Annotated in this window: 15 protein-coding genes; 9 read left to right on the top strand and 6 right to left on the bottom strand. The window is 70.9% G+C overall.

The features are described 5' to 3' along the window. Positions 1-80 precede the first annotated feature (80 nt). The 4 genes from E5F05_RS10260 (at position 81) to E5F05_RS10245 (ending at position 3,336) form a co-directional block, all read left to right on the top strand. Positions 81-545, top strand: a complete 465-nt coding sequence (locus tag E5F05_RS10260) for a metallophosphoesterase family protein (RefSeq protein WP_129118518.1) — start codon at positions 81-83, stop codon at positions 543-545. 40 nt (positions 546-585) lie between these two features. Then, positions 586-1,569 carry an MBL fold metallo-hydrolase gene (locus tag E5F05_RS10255; RefSeq protein ID WP_129118517.1) on the top strand — a complete coding sequence of 328 codons (984 nt, stop codon included), beginning with the start codon at positions 586-588 and terminating at the stop codon, positions 1,567-1,569. Between the two features lie 70 nt (positions 1,570-1,639). Next, entirely contained in the window at positions 1,640-2,098 is a 459-nt protein-coding gene (locus E5F05_RS10250; protein WP_129118516.1) for a hypothetical protein, read from the top strand. A gap of 812 nt (positions 2,099-2,910) precedes the next feature. Beyond that, positions 2,911-3,336, top strand: coding sequence for a hypothetical protein (locus tag E5F05_RS10245; protein WP_129118515.1), 426 nt, complete (start codon positions 2,911-2,913; stop codon positions 3,334-3,336). A gap of 62 nt (positions 3,337-3,398) precedes the next feature. Here E5F05_RS10245 and E5F05_RS10240 read toward each other — a convergent pair whose 3' ends face one another. Next, positions 3,399-4,532 (bottom strand): citrate/2-methylcitrate synthase, encoded by a 1,134-nt coding sequence (locus tag E5F05_RS10240; RefSeq protein WP_129118514.1) that lies wholly within the window; start codon positions 4,530-4,532, stop codon positions 3,399-3,401. Between the two features lie 104 nt (positions 4,533-4,636). Between E5F05_RS10240 and tsaB the strand changes: the two genes are divergently transcribed. Beyond that, a complete protein-coding gene (gene tsaB / locus E5F05_RS10235; RefSeq protein WP_129118513.1) occupies positions 4,637-5,212 on the top strand; it encodes a tRNA (adenosine(37)-N6)-threonylcarbamoyltransferase complex dimerization subunit type 1 TsaB in 576 nt (191 codons plus the stop codon). An 84-nt stretch (positions 5,213-5,296) separates the two neighbouring features. On the opposite strand, the gene E5F05_RS10230 is transcribed toward tsaB, so the two are convergent. Together E5F05_RS10230 and E5F05_RS10225 are read right to left on the bottom strand one after the other, a co-directional pair. Continuing rightward, positions 5,297-6,349: a TolC family protein gene (locus E5F05_RS10230; RefSeq protein WP_129118512.1), complete on the bottom strand. Its 1,053-nt coding sequence runs from the start codon at positions 6,347-6,349 to the stop codon at positions 5,297-5,299. After that, a complete protein-coding gene (locus E5F05_RS10225; RefSeq protein ID WP_129118511.1) occupies positions 6,349-7,764 on the bottom strand; it encodes a TolC family protein in 1,416 nt (471 codons plus the stop codon). Before E5F05_RS10225 ends, E5F05_RS10230 begins: the two co-directional genes overlap by 1 nt. 176 nt (positions 7,765-7,940) lie before the next feature. Between E5F05_RS10225 and E5F05_RS10220 the strand changes: the two genes are divergently transcribed. Both E5F05_RS10220 and E5F05_RS10215 read left to right on the top strand, forming a co-directional pair. Continuing rightward, the gene (locus tag E5F05_RS10220; RefSeq protein WP_129118510.1) at positions 7,941-8,624 is read left to right on the top strand and encodes a response regulator; all 684 of its coding nucleotides are present in this window, start codon (positions 7,941-7,943) and stop codon (positions 8,622-8,624) included. Then, the gene (locus E5F05_RS10215) at positions 8,621-9,958 is read left to right on the top strand and encodes a HAMP domain-containing sensor histidine kinase (RefSeq protein ID WP_241687120.1); all 1,338 of its coding nucleotides are present in this window, start codon (positions 8,621-8,623) and stop codon (positions 9,956-9,958) included. Before E5F05_RS10220 ends, E5F05_RS10215 begins: the two co-directional genes overlap by 4 nt. A gap of 327 nt (positions 9,959-10,285) precedes the next feature. On the opposite strand, the gene E5F05_RS10210 is transcribed toward E5F05_RS10215, so the two are convergent. After that, positions 10,286-10,639 carry an FUN14 domain-containing protein gene (locus E5F05_RS10210; protein ID WP_375791562.1) on the bottom strand — a complete coding sequence of 118 codons (354 nt, stop codon included), beginning with the start codon at positions 10,637-10,639 and terminating at the stop codon, positions 10,286-10,288. Between the two features lie 84 nt (positions 10,640-10,723). Between E5F05_RS10210 and E5F05_RS10205 the strand changes: the two genes are divergently transcribed. Both E5F05_RS10205 and E5F05_RS10200 read left to right on the top strand, forming a co-directional pair. Further along, positions 10,724-11,314, top strand: a complete 591-nt coding sequence (locus tag E5F05_RS10205; RefSeq protein WP_129118508.1) for an RNA polymerase sigma factor — start codon at positions 10,724-10,726, stop codon at positions 11,312-11,314. An 81-nt stretch (positions 11,315-11,395) separates the two neighbouring features. Then, the gene (locus E5F05_RS10200; protein WP_241687119.1) at positions 11,396-12,397 is read left to right on the top strand and encodes a CAP domain-containing protein; all 1,002 of its coding nucleotides are present in this window, start codon (positions 11,396-11,398) and stop codon (positions 12,395-12,397) included. 3 nt (positions 12,398-12,400) lie between these two features. Here the strand turns inward: E5F05_RS10200 and E5F05_RS10195 are convergent, their stop codons facing one another. Both E5F05_RS10195 and E5F05_RS10190 read right to left on the bottom strand, forming a co-directional pair. Continuing rightward, positions 12,401-13,642, bottom strand: coding sequence for a sensor histidine kinase (locus E5F05_RS10195; RefSeq protein ID WP_241687118.1), 1,242 nt, complete (start codon positions 13,640-13,642; stop codon positions 12,401-12,403). Next, positions 13,639-14,190 carry a molybdopterin-dependent oxidoreductase gene (locus E5F05_RS10190; protein WP_222593563.1) on the bottom strand — a complete coding sequence of 184 codons (552 nt, stop codon included), beginning with the start codon at positions 14,188-14,190 and terminating at the stop codon, positions 13,639-13,641. The genes E5F05_RS10195 and E5F05_RS10190 overlap by 4 nt, the downstream gene beginning before the upstream one ends. Between the last annotated feature and the right edge of the window lie 394 nt (positions 14,191-14,584).

Genomic DNA, 14,584 nt, shown 5'->3' with positions numbered 1-14,584 from the left:
GGCGCCCTCGCTCCCGGGGGCGCTTTTCTCATGCTGAGACTCATGGGGCATACGTTGCCGCGCCGCTCTACACTCAGTTCATGCGCGCGCTGGTGATCTCGGACACGCACGGCCTGCTGCGCCCGGAAGTGCTGTCCCTGGCGCGGGAGGCGGACGCCACGCTGCACGCGGGCGATGTGGGCCAGCCGGAGGTGCTGGAGGCCCTGCGCGCCGCCACCCCCGGTCCCGTCTATGCCGTGCGCGGCAACGTGGACCGTACGCCGCCCCTCTCCGACCTGCCGGAAACGCTGCTGGTGGAGCTGGGGGGCGTGTGGGTGTACCTCCTGCACGACCTGCACGGCCTGGACCTCTCGCCGGAGGCGGCGGGGATTCGGGTGGTCATCAGCGGCCACACCCACGCGCCGAGGCTGGAGGAACGGGGCGGCGTGACCTTCCTGAATCCCGGCTCGGTGGGGCCGCGCCGCTTCCGGCTGCCGGTGGCGTGTGCCTGGCTGCACCTGAAAGGCGGCGGGGTGCGCACCGAGTCACTCACCCTGTTGCGCTGAGGCCGCAGTGCGGGCGGCAGGGCGGTGGTAGCCTCCGGGCATGACCGCACCTGACCTCGCGCTCACCCGCGTCCACGGCACGCTGCATGCCCTCCAGGTGCCCATCCCCTACCCGATGAAGACCGTGACGGTCCTGATCGACACGGGCGGTCCCGTCACGCTGATCGACACGGCGCTCGACACACCCGAGGCGAGGGGGGCCATCGAGGACGGCCTCGCGGCGCTGGGCCTGCACTGGCCGGATGTGGAGCGGGTGATCATCACGCACCACCACCCGGACCACTACGGGCTGGCGGGCGTGGTGGAGGAACGCAGCGGCGCGGCGGTGCAGATGCTCGACGTGGAGATCGGGCGCGGCGAACGCTACTGGCACCTGTGGGAGGAGTGGCTCCCGGGCCACACCAAGCACATGCAGGACCACGGCCTGCCGCGCGAACTCGTCGAGACGCTGGGGCAGGAAAGCCGCCGCACCCGCGCCCGCGTTCACCCCGCCAGCCGCGTCGAGCCGCTGCGCGAGGGACAGATGGTCCCGCTGGCGGGGAGCGATTGGGAGGTGCTATGGCTCCCCGGCCACGCCGACGGGCACCTGGGCCTCTGGAACGAGGCAGAGAGCCTCCTGATCGCCGGGGACGCCATCCTGCCGCGCATCAGCCCGAACGTGGGCCTCTACGCCTACACCCGTCCCGATCCACTGGGCGACTACCTCCAGACGCTCGGCAAGCTGGAGGCGCTGAACCCGGCCCGCGCGGTGGTCGGACACCACGGCCCCGTCATGGACGGTGTGCAGGCCCGCGCCCGGCAACTGCGCGACCACCACCACGAGCGGCTGGACTTCATCCGGGCGGAGGCGACCCGTCAGCCGCGTCACGCCTACGACCTCTCGCTGGCCATGTTCCCGCGCGACCTGAACACCGCCGGGCGGCGCTTCGCCCTGGCCGAGACGCTCGCGCACGCCGAGCACCTGCACCTGCTGGGGCAACTGGCGCGCACCTGGCAGGGAGAGGCCTGGGTGTACCACGGCTGACCAGGCGCTCCCCGGCCTCCAGGTGCGTCCCCGGCGGTTCGCCCGCGGCCCGCGGTCTATACTCGCCGGTATGACGGCCTCGCAAACGGAACTTCAGCGCATCGTGAGTGCCCTCCAGGCGAGCGGCATGACCGTGGAGACGGTCGAGGACGGCGCGCTTGTCCGCAACGGCGAGAACCGCGTCGCGCTCTTTGCCGAAGCTGACCCCCAGGGCGGCGTGATCGTCCGCCTGCATCTCGACCTCGACCTGTACGTCGAGGAGGACGCCCTGCCCGACATCCTGATGGGCATGAACCTGCTGAACCAGGGCCTCGACTACGGCGCCCTGAACCTCGACCCGGTGGACGACGAGGACCTGGGCGAGGACGCGCCCCTGACCTTTGCCGTGCTGGGCCGCGCCGTGCTGTGGCTGCGCGACCTCGGCGCGGCCGAACTGGAGAGGTTGCGCGAACACCTGCGCCGCTTCGAGGCCGAGGTGACCGAGGCGGTCGAGCGGACGCTGCACGGGAGCAAGGGCCTGAGCGCGTAGGGCCGGGTCGCGTTCGGCAAGGTGGTCACCTGCCCCACCTGAATCCGGAGCTTCGCTCCTCGGTGGCATTCATGCCCCTGACGGCGGGCCAACCCTTAAGTGACTGTGGGCGGGCTGGGCTTCTGATGGGGCGGTGGAGTTGGAAGGTGTTCCCCCCACCGGGGGCAGTGGGAGCTTTCCACTGCGCTCGGCAAAGGGAGACTCGTTGAGCGGCGGCTTTGTGTTGGACAGTGACGGTTCCTGCCTGGAACGTGTTGATTTCTACCGGGCGGCTGCGGGCCTACAGCCCGAAAGCTCTTCTGCTCTGCCTGCACACTTGCAAGGTGGAACCTGTCCATCCCCTCCAGAATTTTGAAAAGACAAAAGATAGGGGAGCTTCGGCTTGGAACTTACGCGATTGGGCAGGAGAGCGTGTAGGACGGTGCTTTTTACCCCTCCCCCTTGAGGGGGGACTGGTACAGCTCGCACCGCGAGAGGCTGGGACTCGCAGAGCTGCTTGCAGAGGGGGTGAACAGGCAGAGCCTCCCAGCCCCACGTTTTCTCAACTCCCCAATATTCCGATCCAGAGTTTCGCGTAAGTCCTGAGGACGAAAGACAGGGGAGCTTCAGCTCCGCGCAGACCCAGGGCGGGGAGGCGGCACCAAAGCGGACCTCCCCTCTTCTGGGAAGCGTGTGCGGATTCCTAATGCCGGGCCGCACGCCAGCGGTAGGCTACAGGCCACATCCTTCCTGTTGGTGCTGCGTCCAGTCGTCTGCCCCATGAGCCGGGATTCTTTCCCCCCGCAGTTGCGGGAAATCGCCAGGAGGAGACCATGCCGACCCGTTCCCGTCAGGTTCGCCGTCCCAGTGCCGCGCATTTCACCCTGTTCAGCCGGGGCCGGGTGTACGGCGTGTTCGATTCGTTGAGTGACGTGCAACAGTGTATGGCCCGGTTGCTGGAGCAGGGGCTGGGTGAACAGGCCGTGCAGATCATCGTGGGGGAGGAGGGCCAGCAGGCCCTGGACGTGGAGGGTCATGGCCTGTGGGGCCGGTTCCTGCGGCTGATGCAGGGCATGACCGACGAGCGGCCCCACATCGAGCAGTACGTCCATGCCCTCAGCCGGGGCGAGGTCGTGCTGAGCGTGGACCTGACAGGTTATCCCGGGGGCGCGGCGGCAGTCGCGGAAGCCTTCCGGGAAAGCCACGCCCACTTCGTGAACCATTATGGTCCCTGGGTGGTCGAGCCGTTGAACGCCTGAGAGAGCAAAGCAGAGGGGCCGGGGCAGCCACACCCCGGCCCTTCCCGTTCTGCCCTCTGCTCTTACCGCCGGTCCTTCAGCGGCACGTAATGCTGGTTCACCTTGCCGGTGTAGAGCGCGTCGGGCCGCAGCAGGCGGTTGTCGCGGGTGTACTCGATGACGGAAGCGCACCAGCCGCTGACGCGGGCCAGGGCGAAGATCGGCGTGAAGTATTCCTTCTTGATGCCCAGGTCGCTGTAGACGGTGCCGCTGTAGAAGTCCACGTTGGGGTAGATGCCCTTGGCGCCCATGCGGTCCACCACGAGCTTCTCGATGGTTTCGAGGATCTGGTAGTAGGTGCTCTTGCCTTCCTTGTTGGCGACGTGTTCGGCGTAGTCGCGCAGGACGCGCGAGCGGGGGTCGAAGTACTTGTAGACGCGGTGCCCGACGCCCATGATCTTTTCCTTGTTGTCGAGCTTCTTGGTGATGTAGGCCTCGGCGCGGTCGGGGGTGCCGACCTCGTCGAGCATGTCCATCACGGCCTCGTTGGCGCCGCCGTGCAGCGGTCCCTTGAGCGCCCCGATGGCGCTGGTCATGCAGGAGTACATGTCGCTGAGGGTGCTGGCGGTGGCAATCGCGGTGAAGGTGCTGGCGTTCATGCCGTGGTCGGCGTGCAGCACCAGCGCGATGTCGAAGAGCCGGGCCTGCTCGGCCGTGGGTTCCTTGCCGGTCAGCATGTACAGGAAGTTCCCGGCGTGCGTGAGGTCCATGCGCGGCGCGACCGGCTCCTGGCCTTCCTGGGCGCGGGCAATCGCGGCAATGACGGTGGCGAACTGCGCGATCAGGCGGATCGAGATGGCGCGGCGGCCCGCCTCGCTGATGTCCTCCGCCTGGGGATCGAGCAGGCCCAGGTAGGAGACGGCGGTGCGCAGCGCCTGCATCGGGTGAATGCCCCGGGGCATGGCCGTGATCACGTCCAGCAGTTGCTGCGGCACGGCGCGGTTGGCCTTGAGATCGGCGTCGAATTTGGCGAGTTCCTCGGCGGTGGGCAGCTCGCCGTCGAGCAGCGCCAGGGACAGTTCCTCGAAGGAGCTGTTCTCGGCCCACTCCTGAATCGGGATGCCGAGGTGCGTCAGGATGCCTTCCGACCCGTTGATGAACGTCAGTTTGGTCTCGGTGAAGAGGACGCCTTCCAGGCCCTTGGCGATGTCGGTCATGATGCGTTCACCATACCACCGGGCTGTCACGCGCCAAATCTGCCTGCGGCCACGTTCCCGTAACGGTGACAGCCACCCGCAGCGGGCAACCTACAATGCCCGCCATGTCAGGTTCCGCCGCCCCCGTGACGCTCGCCCTCGATACCGCCACCCCCTTCCTGACCCTGGCGCTGGCCTGGCCAGGCGGCGGGGTGCAGTCCTCAGAGGAGGTGGGCCGCGCCCATGCCGAACGCCTCGCGGACGCGGCCCGGACACTCTTTGACGGCGCGGGCCTGCCCTTCCGGGCGGACCGGATCGTGATCGGGACCGGGCCGGGGTCATATACGGGTGTGCGGGTCGGCGCGAGCTACGCCCTGGGGCTGGGGCGGGCCTGGGGCGCGGAGGTGCTCGGCGTGCCCACCCTGGAGGCGCTGGTGCGCGGCCCCGAAGGCACCGTGCCGGAAGGTGAGGTGGCGGTGTCGCTGGATGCCCGGCGCGGCAACGTCTACGGCGCCGTGTACGAGGTCCGGGGGGGCGTGGTCAAGCGAGTGGTTCACGCCCCGGAAAAGCGGCCCCTGGAGGAGTTCGAGGCGCTGGCGGCGGGCCTCCCCCACCACCGCGACGTGCCCCCGGACGGCCTCGCGTTGCTGCGGGCCGGACTGGCGCACGGGACGGGGACATGGGCGCTGGCGTACCTGTAGAACGCCGCCCGGGGGACAGGCCGGGACGGCGTTCTGCGGGGGATGGGGAGGGAGAGACGGGGCGGGCGGCCCGCCGTCAGGGAGTTACAGGGTTCCGCCGATCCCGGTCAGGTTCTGCCCCGCCGCCACCGACAACGCCGCCAGCGTTTCCAGCACGTTGTCCTGCGCTTGGAGGCGGCTGTACTGTGCCTGCTTCAGCGCCAGTTGCGACTGTTGCAGGTCCACGGCGCTGATCGTGCCGCTGCGGAGGCGGGCGGCGTCCTGGTTGTAGGTCTTCAGGGCGGCGGCCTCGCGGCTGGCGGCGACCTTGAGCTGCTCTGCGGCGTTCTGGGCCGTCTGGTAGGCCGACGAGAGGGCGTTGCCCGCGTTCTTCTGCGCGGCGTCGAGCGTGCGCTGCGCGTTGGCGAGAGCGGTCCGGGCGTCACCCAGGGTGCGGGCGGGCGTGAAGTCGTTGTCCGCGAGCTTCACGTTCAGTTGCGCGGCGGCCAGGTCGTTCTGCGCGCCCACCACGCTGCTGAGGTTGTCGTCCAGCCCCGAGCGGAGCTGCGTCAGCGTGCTCTTGAGGGTGGGCAGCGTGGTGAGGCCCGCCGCGCGCACGCCTGCCGGGAGGCCGGTCAGGCTCGCCAGCTTGGCCGAGGCGAGGTTCACCTGCGCGCGGGCGTCCGCGAGGGCCTGGGTGCTCCCGGCCAGGGTGTTCTGCGCCTTCTGCACGTCGAGGGGCGTGGCGTTGCTCACGCTGAGCTTGACCTGCGCGACCTGCACGGCCTTCTGGTCCACCTGCGTCTGGAGGGTCTGGAGTTCCACGTTCTCCTGGGCCTCCAGCAGCGCCGTGTAGGCGTTCACGGCGCTTTGCAGCGTGGCGAGGCGCGCGGCGCGCAGGCCCACGGTGGCGAGCGTCTGCCCGTTCTGCGCGGCGAGCTTCGCGGCGGCGAGCATGCTGGGGTCCGCCTGCGCGGCGCGGTTGGCCGCGGTCGCCTTGTCCAGATTCGCCTGGGCGGTCCGCACGTCGGTGCCGTTCGTGAGGGCCGCCTGCACCGCCTGGCTGACGGTGACGGCGGTCTGCGCGGCGGCCGTGGGGACGAGCAGGGCCAGGCCCAGGGCGAGGGTCAGGGTGGGCGTGCGGTTCACGGTGAACATTACGGGGAGCCTCCGGCGGCGTTCTGAAGCTGAATGAGGGCGGTCTGGGCGCTGGCGCGGGCCTGCACCAGATTCCGCTCGGCCTGGGCCAGATCGATCTGGGCGCTGGTCACGTCGTCGGCGGTGCCCGTTCCGGCCTTCAGCCGGGCCTGCGCCGCGCTGAGGGCCGCCTGCGCCACCTCCACCTGGGTCTGACGGGACTGGAGGGTGACCAGGGCAGTCTGGGCGCTACTGTACAGCGTGCGGACGTTCAGTTCGGCGTTCTGCTGCGTGACGTTCAGCGTGAGCTGCGTCTGGGTGACGTTCGCCTGCGCGGCGGAAATCTGGGCGCGCAGGGCGGGCGAGTACACCACGTAGCTGCCGCTGACGCTGGCGACCACGCGGCTGCTGCTCGCGCCCGCACTGCCGCCCGAGGTGCCCAGGGGCAGCGCGTACCCCACCGCCGCGTTGCCGCCCTTGAGGTCCAGGCTGGCGCTCAGGCCGCCGCTGCTGGCGGGGCCGTAGCGCAGGCTGGCGGTCAGGTCGGGCAGCCGGGCGTCGCGCTGCTGCTGCTCCAGGGTTTCCTGGGCGGCGGCGAGGTTGTTCTGGGCCTCGACCACATCCGCCGTGTTCGTGCGGGCGCGGGTGACCAGGGCGTTCAGGTCCGGCAGGGTGTACGTGCTGGCGGGCGCGGTGGTGAAGGTGACGCCGGTGAGGTTGCGGTTCAGCACCGCCGCCAGGCTCAGGCGGGCGACTTCCAGGCTGCTCTGCGCCTCCAGCAGCGCCGCCTGGGCGAGCTGCACGTTCGCCTGGGCGCTCAGCACGCTCTCCTGGGTGGCGTTGTTCTGCGCGCGCTGCGTCCGCGCGATCTCCAGTTGCCGCTGGCGCAACGCGAGCGTTTGCGTGGCGAGGGTCACGTCCCGCTGCGCGACCACCGCCGCGAGGTACTGCTGATACACGTTCAGCCGCGCGCTGGCCTGCGCCTGGGCCAGCCGGGCCTGCGCCAGCGCCAGGCTGCGCTGTGCCGTCCGCAGGCTGGCCTGCCCGCTCGACCAGGGCAGCAGACCCAGGCTGGCCTGCACGCCCGCGCTGCCCCCCAGGCTGCTCGCGCTGGCACTGGTCGTGCCGTCCACCGCGGTGGTGGTGGAACCGCCCGTATAGCTGGCATTCCCCGTCACGCTGACGCTGAGGCCCAGCGCACTCTGGGCCGCGTTCAGGTTCTGCTGCGCGACCTGCACACTCAGTTGCGCCTGCGTGACACTGGGCGCCTGCGCCAGTTGCGCGAGGGCGGCCTGCAGGGTCAGGGTGGCCGTCGGTGTCGTCTGCGCTGCCGTCGTCTGGGCCGCTGTCGCCTGGGCCTGGGCGCCGCCCGCACCCAGCAGCAGCGCGAGCGTCAGCGCCCAGGGGGCGGGGAAGGCGAGGGGGGGACTGGTCATGGCGTCTACACTGCCGCCCGCCCGCGAACGCCCGGCGAACCTTTTTTGAAGATTTGTCGAAGACGGGCGGGGCGGCGGGAGAACCGCACTCAGACGGACCCTGGCGATAGAATGCCCGTCCGTGACGGTGTGGCCGCGTTCGCAGAACCTTCGCCGGGCACGCCTACCATACGGGCATGAGCGCCCTGATCCTGATCGTCGAGGACGAACCGCAACTGGCGGAGGTGCTGGAAGCCTACGCGCGGCAGGAGGGCTACCGCACCGAGCGCGCGGGGGACGGCCTCACGGCGCTGACCGTCTACCGCGCCGCCCACCCCGACCTGATCCTGCTGGACGTGATGCTGCCGGGCCGGGGGGGCCTGGACGTGCTGAAGACCGTCCGCAGCGACGGCCCCACCCCCGTGATCCTGGTCACGGCCCGCGCCGAGGAAACCGACCAGATCGTGGGGCTGGAACTCGGGGCCGACGACTACGTGGTCAAGCCCTTCCGCCCGCGCGAGGTGATGGCGCGGGTCAAGGCGGTGCTGCGGCGGGTCCACGCCCCCCAGGACGACCTGGAGCGCCCGCTGCGGGTGGGGCCGCTGGAGGTGGACCGCCGCGCCGCCCGCGTCCGCGTGAACGGCCAGCCGCTGAACCTGACCCCGGCCGAGTTCCGGCTGCTGGCCCATCTCGCGCAGGTGCCGGGGCGGGCCTGCACCCGCGAGGAACTGCTGGCCGCCGCCCTGCCCGAAAGCGACGCGCTGGAGCGGGTGGTGGACGCCCACCTCGCCAGCGTGCGGCGCAAACTCGACGCCGCGCGGGCGGGACAACTGCTGCACACGGTGCGCGGGGTGGGCTACCGGCTGGAGGCGGCCCCTTGACCCCGTCCCGGCCGCCTTCCTCTGGCGGGTGGCGCACGCCCAGCCTGGCGGTGACCCTGCTGCTCACCATGCTGCTGGTCGTGGGCCTGGCGGTGGGCGGCATGTTCCTGTTCTCGAATCTCGCCGTCCGGCGCGAGGTCGCGCGGCTACCCCCCGAGGTGCAGGCCTACCTGCGCGCCCGTCAGGAGGCGGAACGGCGCGGCGAGCCGCCCCCACCGCCGCCCACCCACTCCAGTCGGCCTTCAGGCAACACCGAACATGCCTCGGCCGCCTCCGGCACGGCTGAAACAACCCCGGCGGACACCTCAGGCTCCAGTGGGTCCAGCCCAGCCCTGCGGCCCCCCAGAAGCAGCCTCCCGGTGGCGCTGAGTCCCCGGGCACAGGGGTTCGTGCGGAACGTGCAGACCAGTCTGGTGCAGGGCGGGTTGATGGCGGCGGCGGCGGCGGCGTCCCTGAGCCTGCTGCTGGCGCGGCGGGTGGCGCGGCCCATCACGGCGGTGTCGCAGGCGGCGGCCCGGCTGGCGGGCGGCGACCTGACCTCACGCGCGCCGGTCCTGAAGGGGGACCGGGAGATCGCGGACCTCGCCCGCACCTTCAACGAGATGGCGGGCAGCCTGGAAGCCCTGGAACGCGAGCGCCAGCAGGCCGTCGCGGACATCGCCCACGAACTCCGCACCCCCATCGCCATCATGCAGGCCCGGCTGGACGCGCTGGAGGACGGCGTGTATCCCCTGGACGCCGGACAGATCGCGCTGCTGAGCGCCCAGACCCAACTGCTCACGCGCCTGGTCGGTGACCTGCGGACGCTCACGCTGGCCGACGCGGGGCGGCTGGGCCTGCACGCCGAGCGGGTGGACCTCGCGGAGGTGGCGCGGCAGGTGGTGCGGGACCTGACCGACCGGGCCGGGGAGCGCGGCGTTCACCTCACCCTGACCGCCGACCCGGCCCCCCTCACCGCCGACCGCGACCGGGTGCGGCAGGTCACCGCCAACCTGGTCGAGAACGCCCTGCGCCACGCCCGCCGTCAGGTGGCCGTGCGCGTCGAGGCTGGCCCCGACTGGGCACGCCTGCACGTGGACGACGACGGCCCCGGCATCCCCGAGGCCCTCCGCGATGTCGTCTTCACCCGTTTCACCCGCCTGGACGAGAGCCGCACCCGCGACACCGGCGGCAGCGGTCTGGGCCTCGCCATCGTCCGCGCCCTGGCCGGTGCCCACGGCGGCCACGCCCGGGCCGACACCTCCCCACTGGGGGGAGCCCGTCTGACGGTCGTGCTCCCCCGGAGCCACGCCGGACCCAAAGCCCACACCGACAAGAGCCACCACGCGCTCTAGGAATGGGGTGAGGCCCAGAGCGGATTCAGGCCAGAAAGGCACTTTTTGCTCCTCCCCCCTTGCGGGGGAGGCTGGGAGGGGGGTGGCAAGCGTCAGCTTGCCCTCTTACGTGGCTTGAAGAGGAGATACTGACCCTTCCCATTTGCCTCTGAGGCCAGGCCCGCTCACCCCTACCCGACCTCCCCCCTCTGCAAGCAGCTCTGCGAGTCAAGGGGGAGGGGATTTTCTGTCGTCCTGAACGCTTTTTTTCTTCATGAGAGACTTCCATCCAGCCCCAGATAGTTCCTCAACTCCAAATCCCCGGGGTCATCCCGGGACAGCCCGCACCTATCTCCGCGCCCGGAGGCCGACCAGCAGGCCCGCCGTGAAGGCTCCGGCGAACGGCAGATTCGCGGTCAGGACGCGGGCCAGCCACGCGCCGCCCAGTTCGCCGCCCTGCCGCAGCCAGGGGTCCGTGAGGGCCTGCACGCGCGGCCAGTTCACGGTCAGCAGGTCGAACGAGGCGAGGAGTTGCACGGCGATGAACAGCAGCCCCAGCGCGATCAGGGCGACGCGCCCGACCTTTTTCAGCGCGAGGCCGGTGGCGAAGCCCAGCAGCGCCCCCACGCTGAGGTCGGGGAGCAGGGGCCGCAGGGCGTCGGTGATGGGCGCGGTGGAGAACGTGTCGGGAGGCAAGGGCAGGGCATGCTAGCGCCCGGGGTCTTGCGCGCGTCTTGCAGGGCCGCACCGCCAAAAGGCTGACGCGCGCGGGCCGGGGCAGGGAGTATGGTGGGAGCTGACGTGACGCCCGAGCCGGACATCCTCACCCCCGAGCTGCTCGCCCGCCTGACCGCCGGGGAGGAGGCGGCCTGGTACGACTTCGTGAGCGCCTACGAGGGCCGCATGTACGCCTACCTGTACCGGCTGGAAGGCAACGCGGAGGACGCCCTGGACCTCACGCAGGAGGTCTTTTACCGGGCCTGGCGCAGTATCCGGACCTTCCGCGAGGGCGAGCGGGTGCTGCCCTGGCTGTATCAGGTCGCGCGCAACACCCAGATCGAGTCGCACCGCCGCAAACAGCTTCAGCGGTTCAGCCTGGAAGAGGCGCGCGAGGACGTGGGCTTCGAGGTGACCAGCGCGGCCCGCTCACCCGTGCAGGCCGCCGAGAGCGCCGACGCGCAGGACCGCGTGCAACGCGCGCTGATGCGGCTCCCCGAGGAATACCGCGAGGCGGTCGTGCTGCGCTTTGTCGAGGACCTACCCTATGACGAGATCGCGCAGATTCAGGGCGTCGCGGTCGGCACCGCCAAAAGCCGGGTGTTCCGGGCCAAGGAGCAACTGGCGGAACTGCTGGCCGACGTGGCCGACGTGCATTGAGGGGAGCGCCTGCGCCCGCAGAGGCACTTCAGGTGGGTTCCCTCACGGCACGCCGTTCGCCGCACTCGCTAGGCTGAGCGGGTGACTCGGGCCTGGAGACGGAGTGGAGTGTGGGCGTTGCTGGCGGGGGTGCCGTGGCTGGTGCTGATGGGGGCGTGTGCGGCCCAGCCGGTGCAGTTCCGGGTGGGGTACTCGATGAATCAGGACCGCCGCGCGCCACTGACCGTGGCCTTTACCGCGCAGGCGCCCGCCGAGTACCGCGTGACGTGGGACTTCGGGGACGGCAGCGGGGGCTCCGGCGCCAGCGTCACGCACACGTACTACCACGCCGGGACGTACACTCTGCGGGCGCAGTTGTTCGACGGGCGCGGGCAGCTCCGCTCCAGCGCGAGCGGCGCGGTGACCGTGCTGAGCGGCGGCCCCGAGCACGCCGAGGTGGTGGTGCTGCTGGGGCGCGGCGAGGTCCGGCTCTCGGCGGCGGGCAGTGTGGTTTACCGGCCCAGCACCCCGAGTTTCACCCTGAACGGTCGCCCGGTCGGCACAGGACCCGTGCAGATCACGGCGGGCGAGTACCGCGCGTCCGTCCACCTGCCCGGCGAGAGCGGCGCGCTGGAGGACAGCGTGAATTTCCGCATCGCGCCGCTGGCGGGCAGCGTGCCGTTCGAGACGGAGGTGCTGCGCCTGACCAACCAGGCCCGGGCACGCGGCTGGAACTGCACCACGCAGCGCGAGGGCGGCCCGGCCCTGCCGCCCCTGACGCGCGACCCGCAACTGGAGATCGCGGCGCTGGCCCAGTCGGCGGGCATGGCGCTCGGCGGCTACTTCGACCACAAGAGTGCCGTGGACGGCAGCACCCCGGCCCAGCGCGTCGAGGCGACGGGCGCGCGGGTCCGCGCCAGCGGCGAGAACATCGCGGCCGGGCAGGCGACACCCGAGGAGGTCGTGCAGGGCTGGCTGCACAGCCCCGGCCACTGCCACAACATCATGGGGGACTTTCAGCGGATCGGCATTTCCTACGTGAATCGCCCGGACAGCCCTTACGGGCGCTACTGGACCCAGGTGTTCGCCACGCCCGCCGAGTAGGCCTCAGGTCCGGCGGCCCTCTTCCGTGACCACCGGCTCGCCCAGGGTCAGGCGGACCCGCGTGCCGCCGCCCGGCGCGTCCTCCAGGGTCACATCGCCGCCGTGGGCGCGGGCATAGCGGCGCACCAGCGACAGGCCGAGGCCCTGGCCTTTCGTCAGGCCGCGCGGGCCGCGTTCGTAAGGGAGAAACACCCGCTCGCGCAGGTCGGCGGGAATCCCGGGGCCGTGGTCGCGCACGGTGATCTCGGGCCGCCCGCCGGACACCTCCAGCCGCACCTCGACCGGGCCGGAGGTGTATTTCAGCGCGTTCTCCACCAGATTTTCGAGGATCTGGCGCAGCCGGTCGGCGTCCACCGGCCACATGACCGGCTGGGCGGGCAGGTGCGCGCTGACGCGGCCCCCGGCGACCCGCTGCACCAGCACGCGCAGGTCGGGGCGGGTCAGGCGCAGGGTCACGTCGAGGTACAGGTTCTGGAGGCGCGTCAGGTCGGCGCGGCTGGCGAGTTGCGCGGCGCTGTCCTCGATCAGGGCGAGCAGGTGCTGGCGCTGATCGGGCGTGTCGGCCTGCCGCAGCAGGTCGCTGGCGAGCAGGAGCGACTGGAGGGGGCGGCGCAGCTCGTGGCTCGCCAGGCTCAGGGCCTCGCGCTGGCGGGCCTCGCGGCGGGCGCGGCGCTCACGTTCCGCGCGCCACAGCAGCAGCGCGCGCCCCGTCAGCAACATGCTGAGAATGCCCGTCATCAGCGCGGTGGCGATCAGGGCGCGGCGCATGGCCTCCAGGGCCTGCACGTACTGCACCTTCGTCTCGTTGGCGAAGTCGCCCGCCTGGGCGTTCAGGCGGATGGCCTCGCGGGCGGCTTGCGCGACGCTGGCGGGGGTGTTCTGGCGCAGCAGCGTCTCCACCCGCTTCAGGCGCGCGTCCCCGTGGGCCTCCACCACGTCCAGCATCGTGAACTGGGCGGGGTTGGCGGCGCTGGAGAGGGCCACCTCGTAGCGCATCTGCCGTTCCTGGGCGCCCAGGGCCGGGTCCAGGCGGGCCACCTGATAGGACTGCACGTCCTGCGTCAGCCCCTGGTAGGCGTAGGGCGTCCAGCCGTTCCCGTTCTTGATCAGCGTCTTGTAGGCGGGCTGCGTGGCGAGCAGCAGCAGCGCGATGGTCAGCAGGGCGGGCAGCGCGGCCAGCGCCACCTCGCGCACCCCGATGCCCAGGGGCAGACGGTGGGCGGGGCGCGCGGCGGCGGGCGTCACGGAACGGGGGTGATGCGCTCGACGAACCACACCCAGGCCGCCCCGTACAGCCGCGCCGGGAAGCGCTGCGGGTCAGGGGGCAGCACCACCGCCAGCGGCCCCTTTTCCAGTACGGGAATCGGGCGGCCATTGGCGGTGTGCGCGAGCATGATGGGCGCCGTCATGTAGTCCCGCGCGCGGATGGTGGTCACGAAACCGTTGCTGGCGTAGAGGCGCATGTCCCGCCCGGCGAAACCGCCCAGCACCGCCAGGTCCCGCAGCGGCACGCCCTCGTAGGTGAAGGTCCGGTGGAGCTGGGCGTGTTCGGTCGCGTACCGCACGGTGGGCAGCGCCAGCAGTTGCGAGCGCGTGAAGACCTGTGGGCGGCCCTGGCCTTCCAGGGTCAGCAGCACCGTCTCCCCGGGCTTCACGTCCGGGATGGGCCGGGCCAGATGCAGGTAGGGAAAGGGGGTCCACTTCGCGGAACTCCCCTCGCCGGGCTGCGCCCCCAGGGCCAGACCGGACAGGAGAGCCAGGGCGGGCAGCAGGGCACGGACAGTCGGACGCACGCCGCAACTGTAGTGCAGAGAAGCCCGCCGCCTCAAGCTGACCGGCTGGACAGGAGAGACGGCGTCCAGCCATGAAGAGGCCGTGATCCCGACTTGCGCTGATCAATGGTGCGGACAGGTTGATAACCTCCCGGGTTTTCCCCGTACTGGACGGCGTTGCCATCCACCCCCCTCTGCTGCGCAGCTTTGCAAGTCCCCCGCAAGGGGAGAGGGGCTTTTGGCGGTCTACACGTCATTCCCGGGTACATCGCTCGCAAGAGAATGCAAAATTGTCCGCACCATTGCTGATATCGACTTGCTCTGATTCCAGAACAGCCGGGCAAGACAGCGGATGTTCTCCAGTGATCGGAGGCTCAGGGGCGGCCCCTCGCCTTTCACCTGAAGTCCAGATGAG

The organism is Deinococcus metallilatus (assembly GCF_004758605.1).
Classification (GTDB): domain Bacteria; phylum Deinococcota; class Deinococci; order Deinococcales; family Deinococcaceae; genus Deinococcus; species Deinococcus metallilatus.
This window is presented reverse-complemented; position numbering and strand designations above follow the sequence as displayed.

What these genes read in the sequence shown, in the direction of transcription:
- tsaB (WP_129118513.1), top strand. Translation starts at nt 4,637, where the DNA reads ATGTCAGGTTCCGCCGCCCCCGTGACGCTCGCCCTCGATACCGCCACC.
- E5F05_RS10240 (WP_129118514.1), bottom strand. Translation starts at nt 4,532, where the DNA reads ATGACCGACATCGCCAAGGGCCTGGAAGGCGTCCTCTTCACCGAGACC.
- E5F05_RS10245 (WP_129118515.1), top strand. Translation starts at nt 2,911, where the DNA reads ATGCCGACCCGTTCCCGTCAGGTTCGCCGTCCCAGTGCCGCGCATTTC.
- E5F05_RS10230 (WP_129118512.1), bottom strand. Translation starts at nt 6,349, where the DNA reads ATGTTCACCGTGAACCGCACGCCCACCCTGACCCTCGCCCTGGGCCTG.
- E5F05_RS10250 (WP_129118516.1), top strand. Translation starts at nt 1,640, where the DNA reads ATGACGGCCTCGCAAACGGAACTTCAGCGCATCGTGAGTGCCCTCCAG.
- E5F05_RS10205 (WP_129118508.1), top strand. Translation starts at nt 10,724, where the DNA reads ATGGTGGGAGCTGACGTGACGCCCGAGCCGGACATCCTCACCCCCGAG.
- E5F05_RS10220 (WP_129118510.1), top strand. Translation starts at nt 7,941, where the DNA reads ATGAGCGCCCTGATCCTGATCGTCGAGGACGAACCGCAACTGGCGGAG.
- E5F05_RS10225 (WP_129118511.1), bottom strand. Translation starts at nt 7,764, where the DNA reads ATGACCAGTCCCCCCCTCGCCTTCCCCGCCCCCTGGGCGCTGACGCTC.
- E5F05_RS10260 (WP_129118518.1), top strand. Translation starts at nt 81, where the DNA reads ATGCGCGCGCTGGTGATCTCGGACACGCACGGCCTGCTGCGCCCGGAA.
- E5F05_RS10255 (WP_129118517.1), top strand. Translation starts at nt 586, where the DNA reads ATGACCGCACCTGACCTCGCGCTCACCCGCGTCCACGGCACGCTGCAT.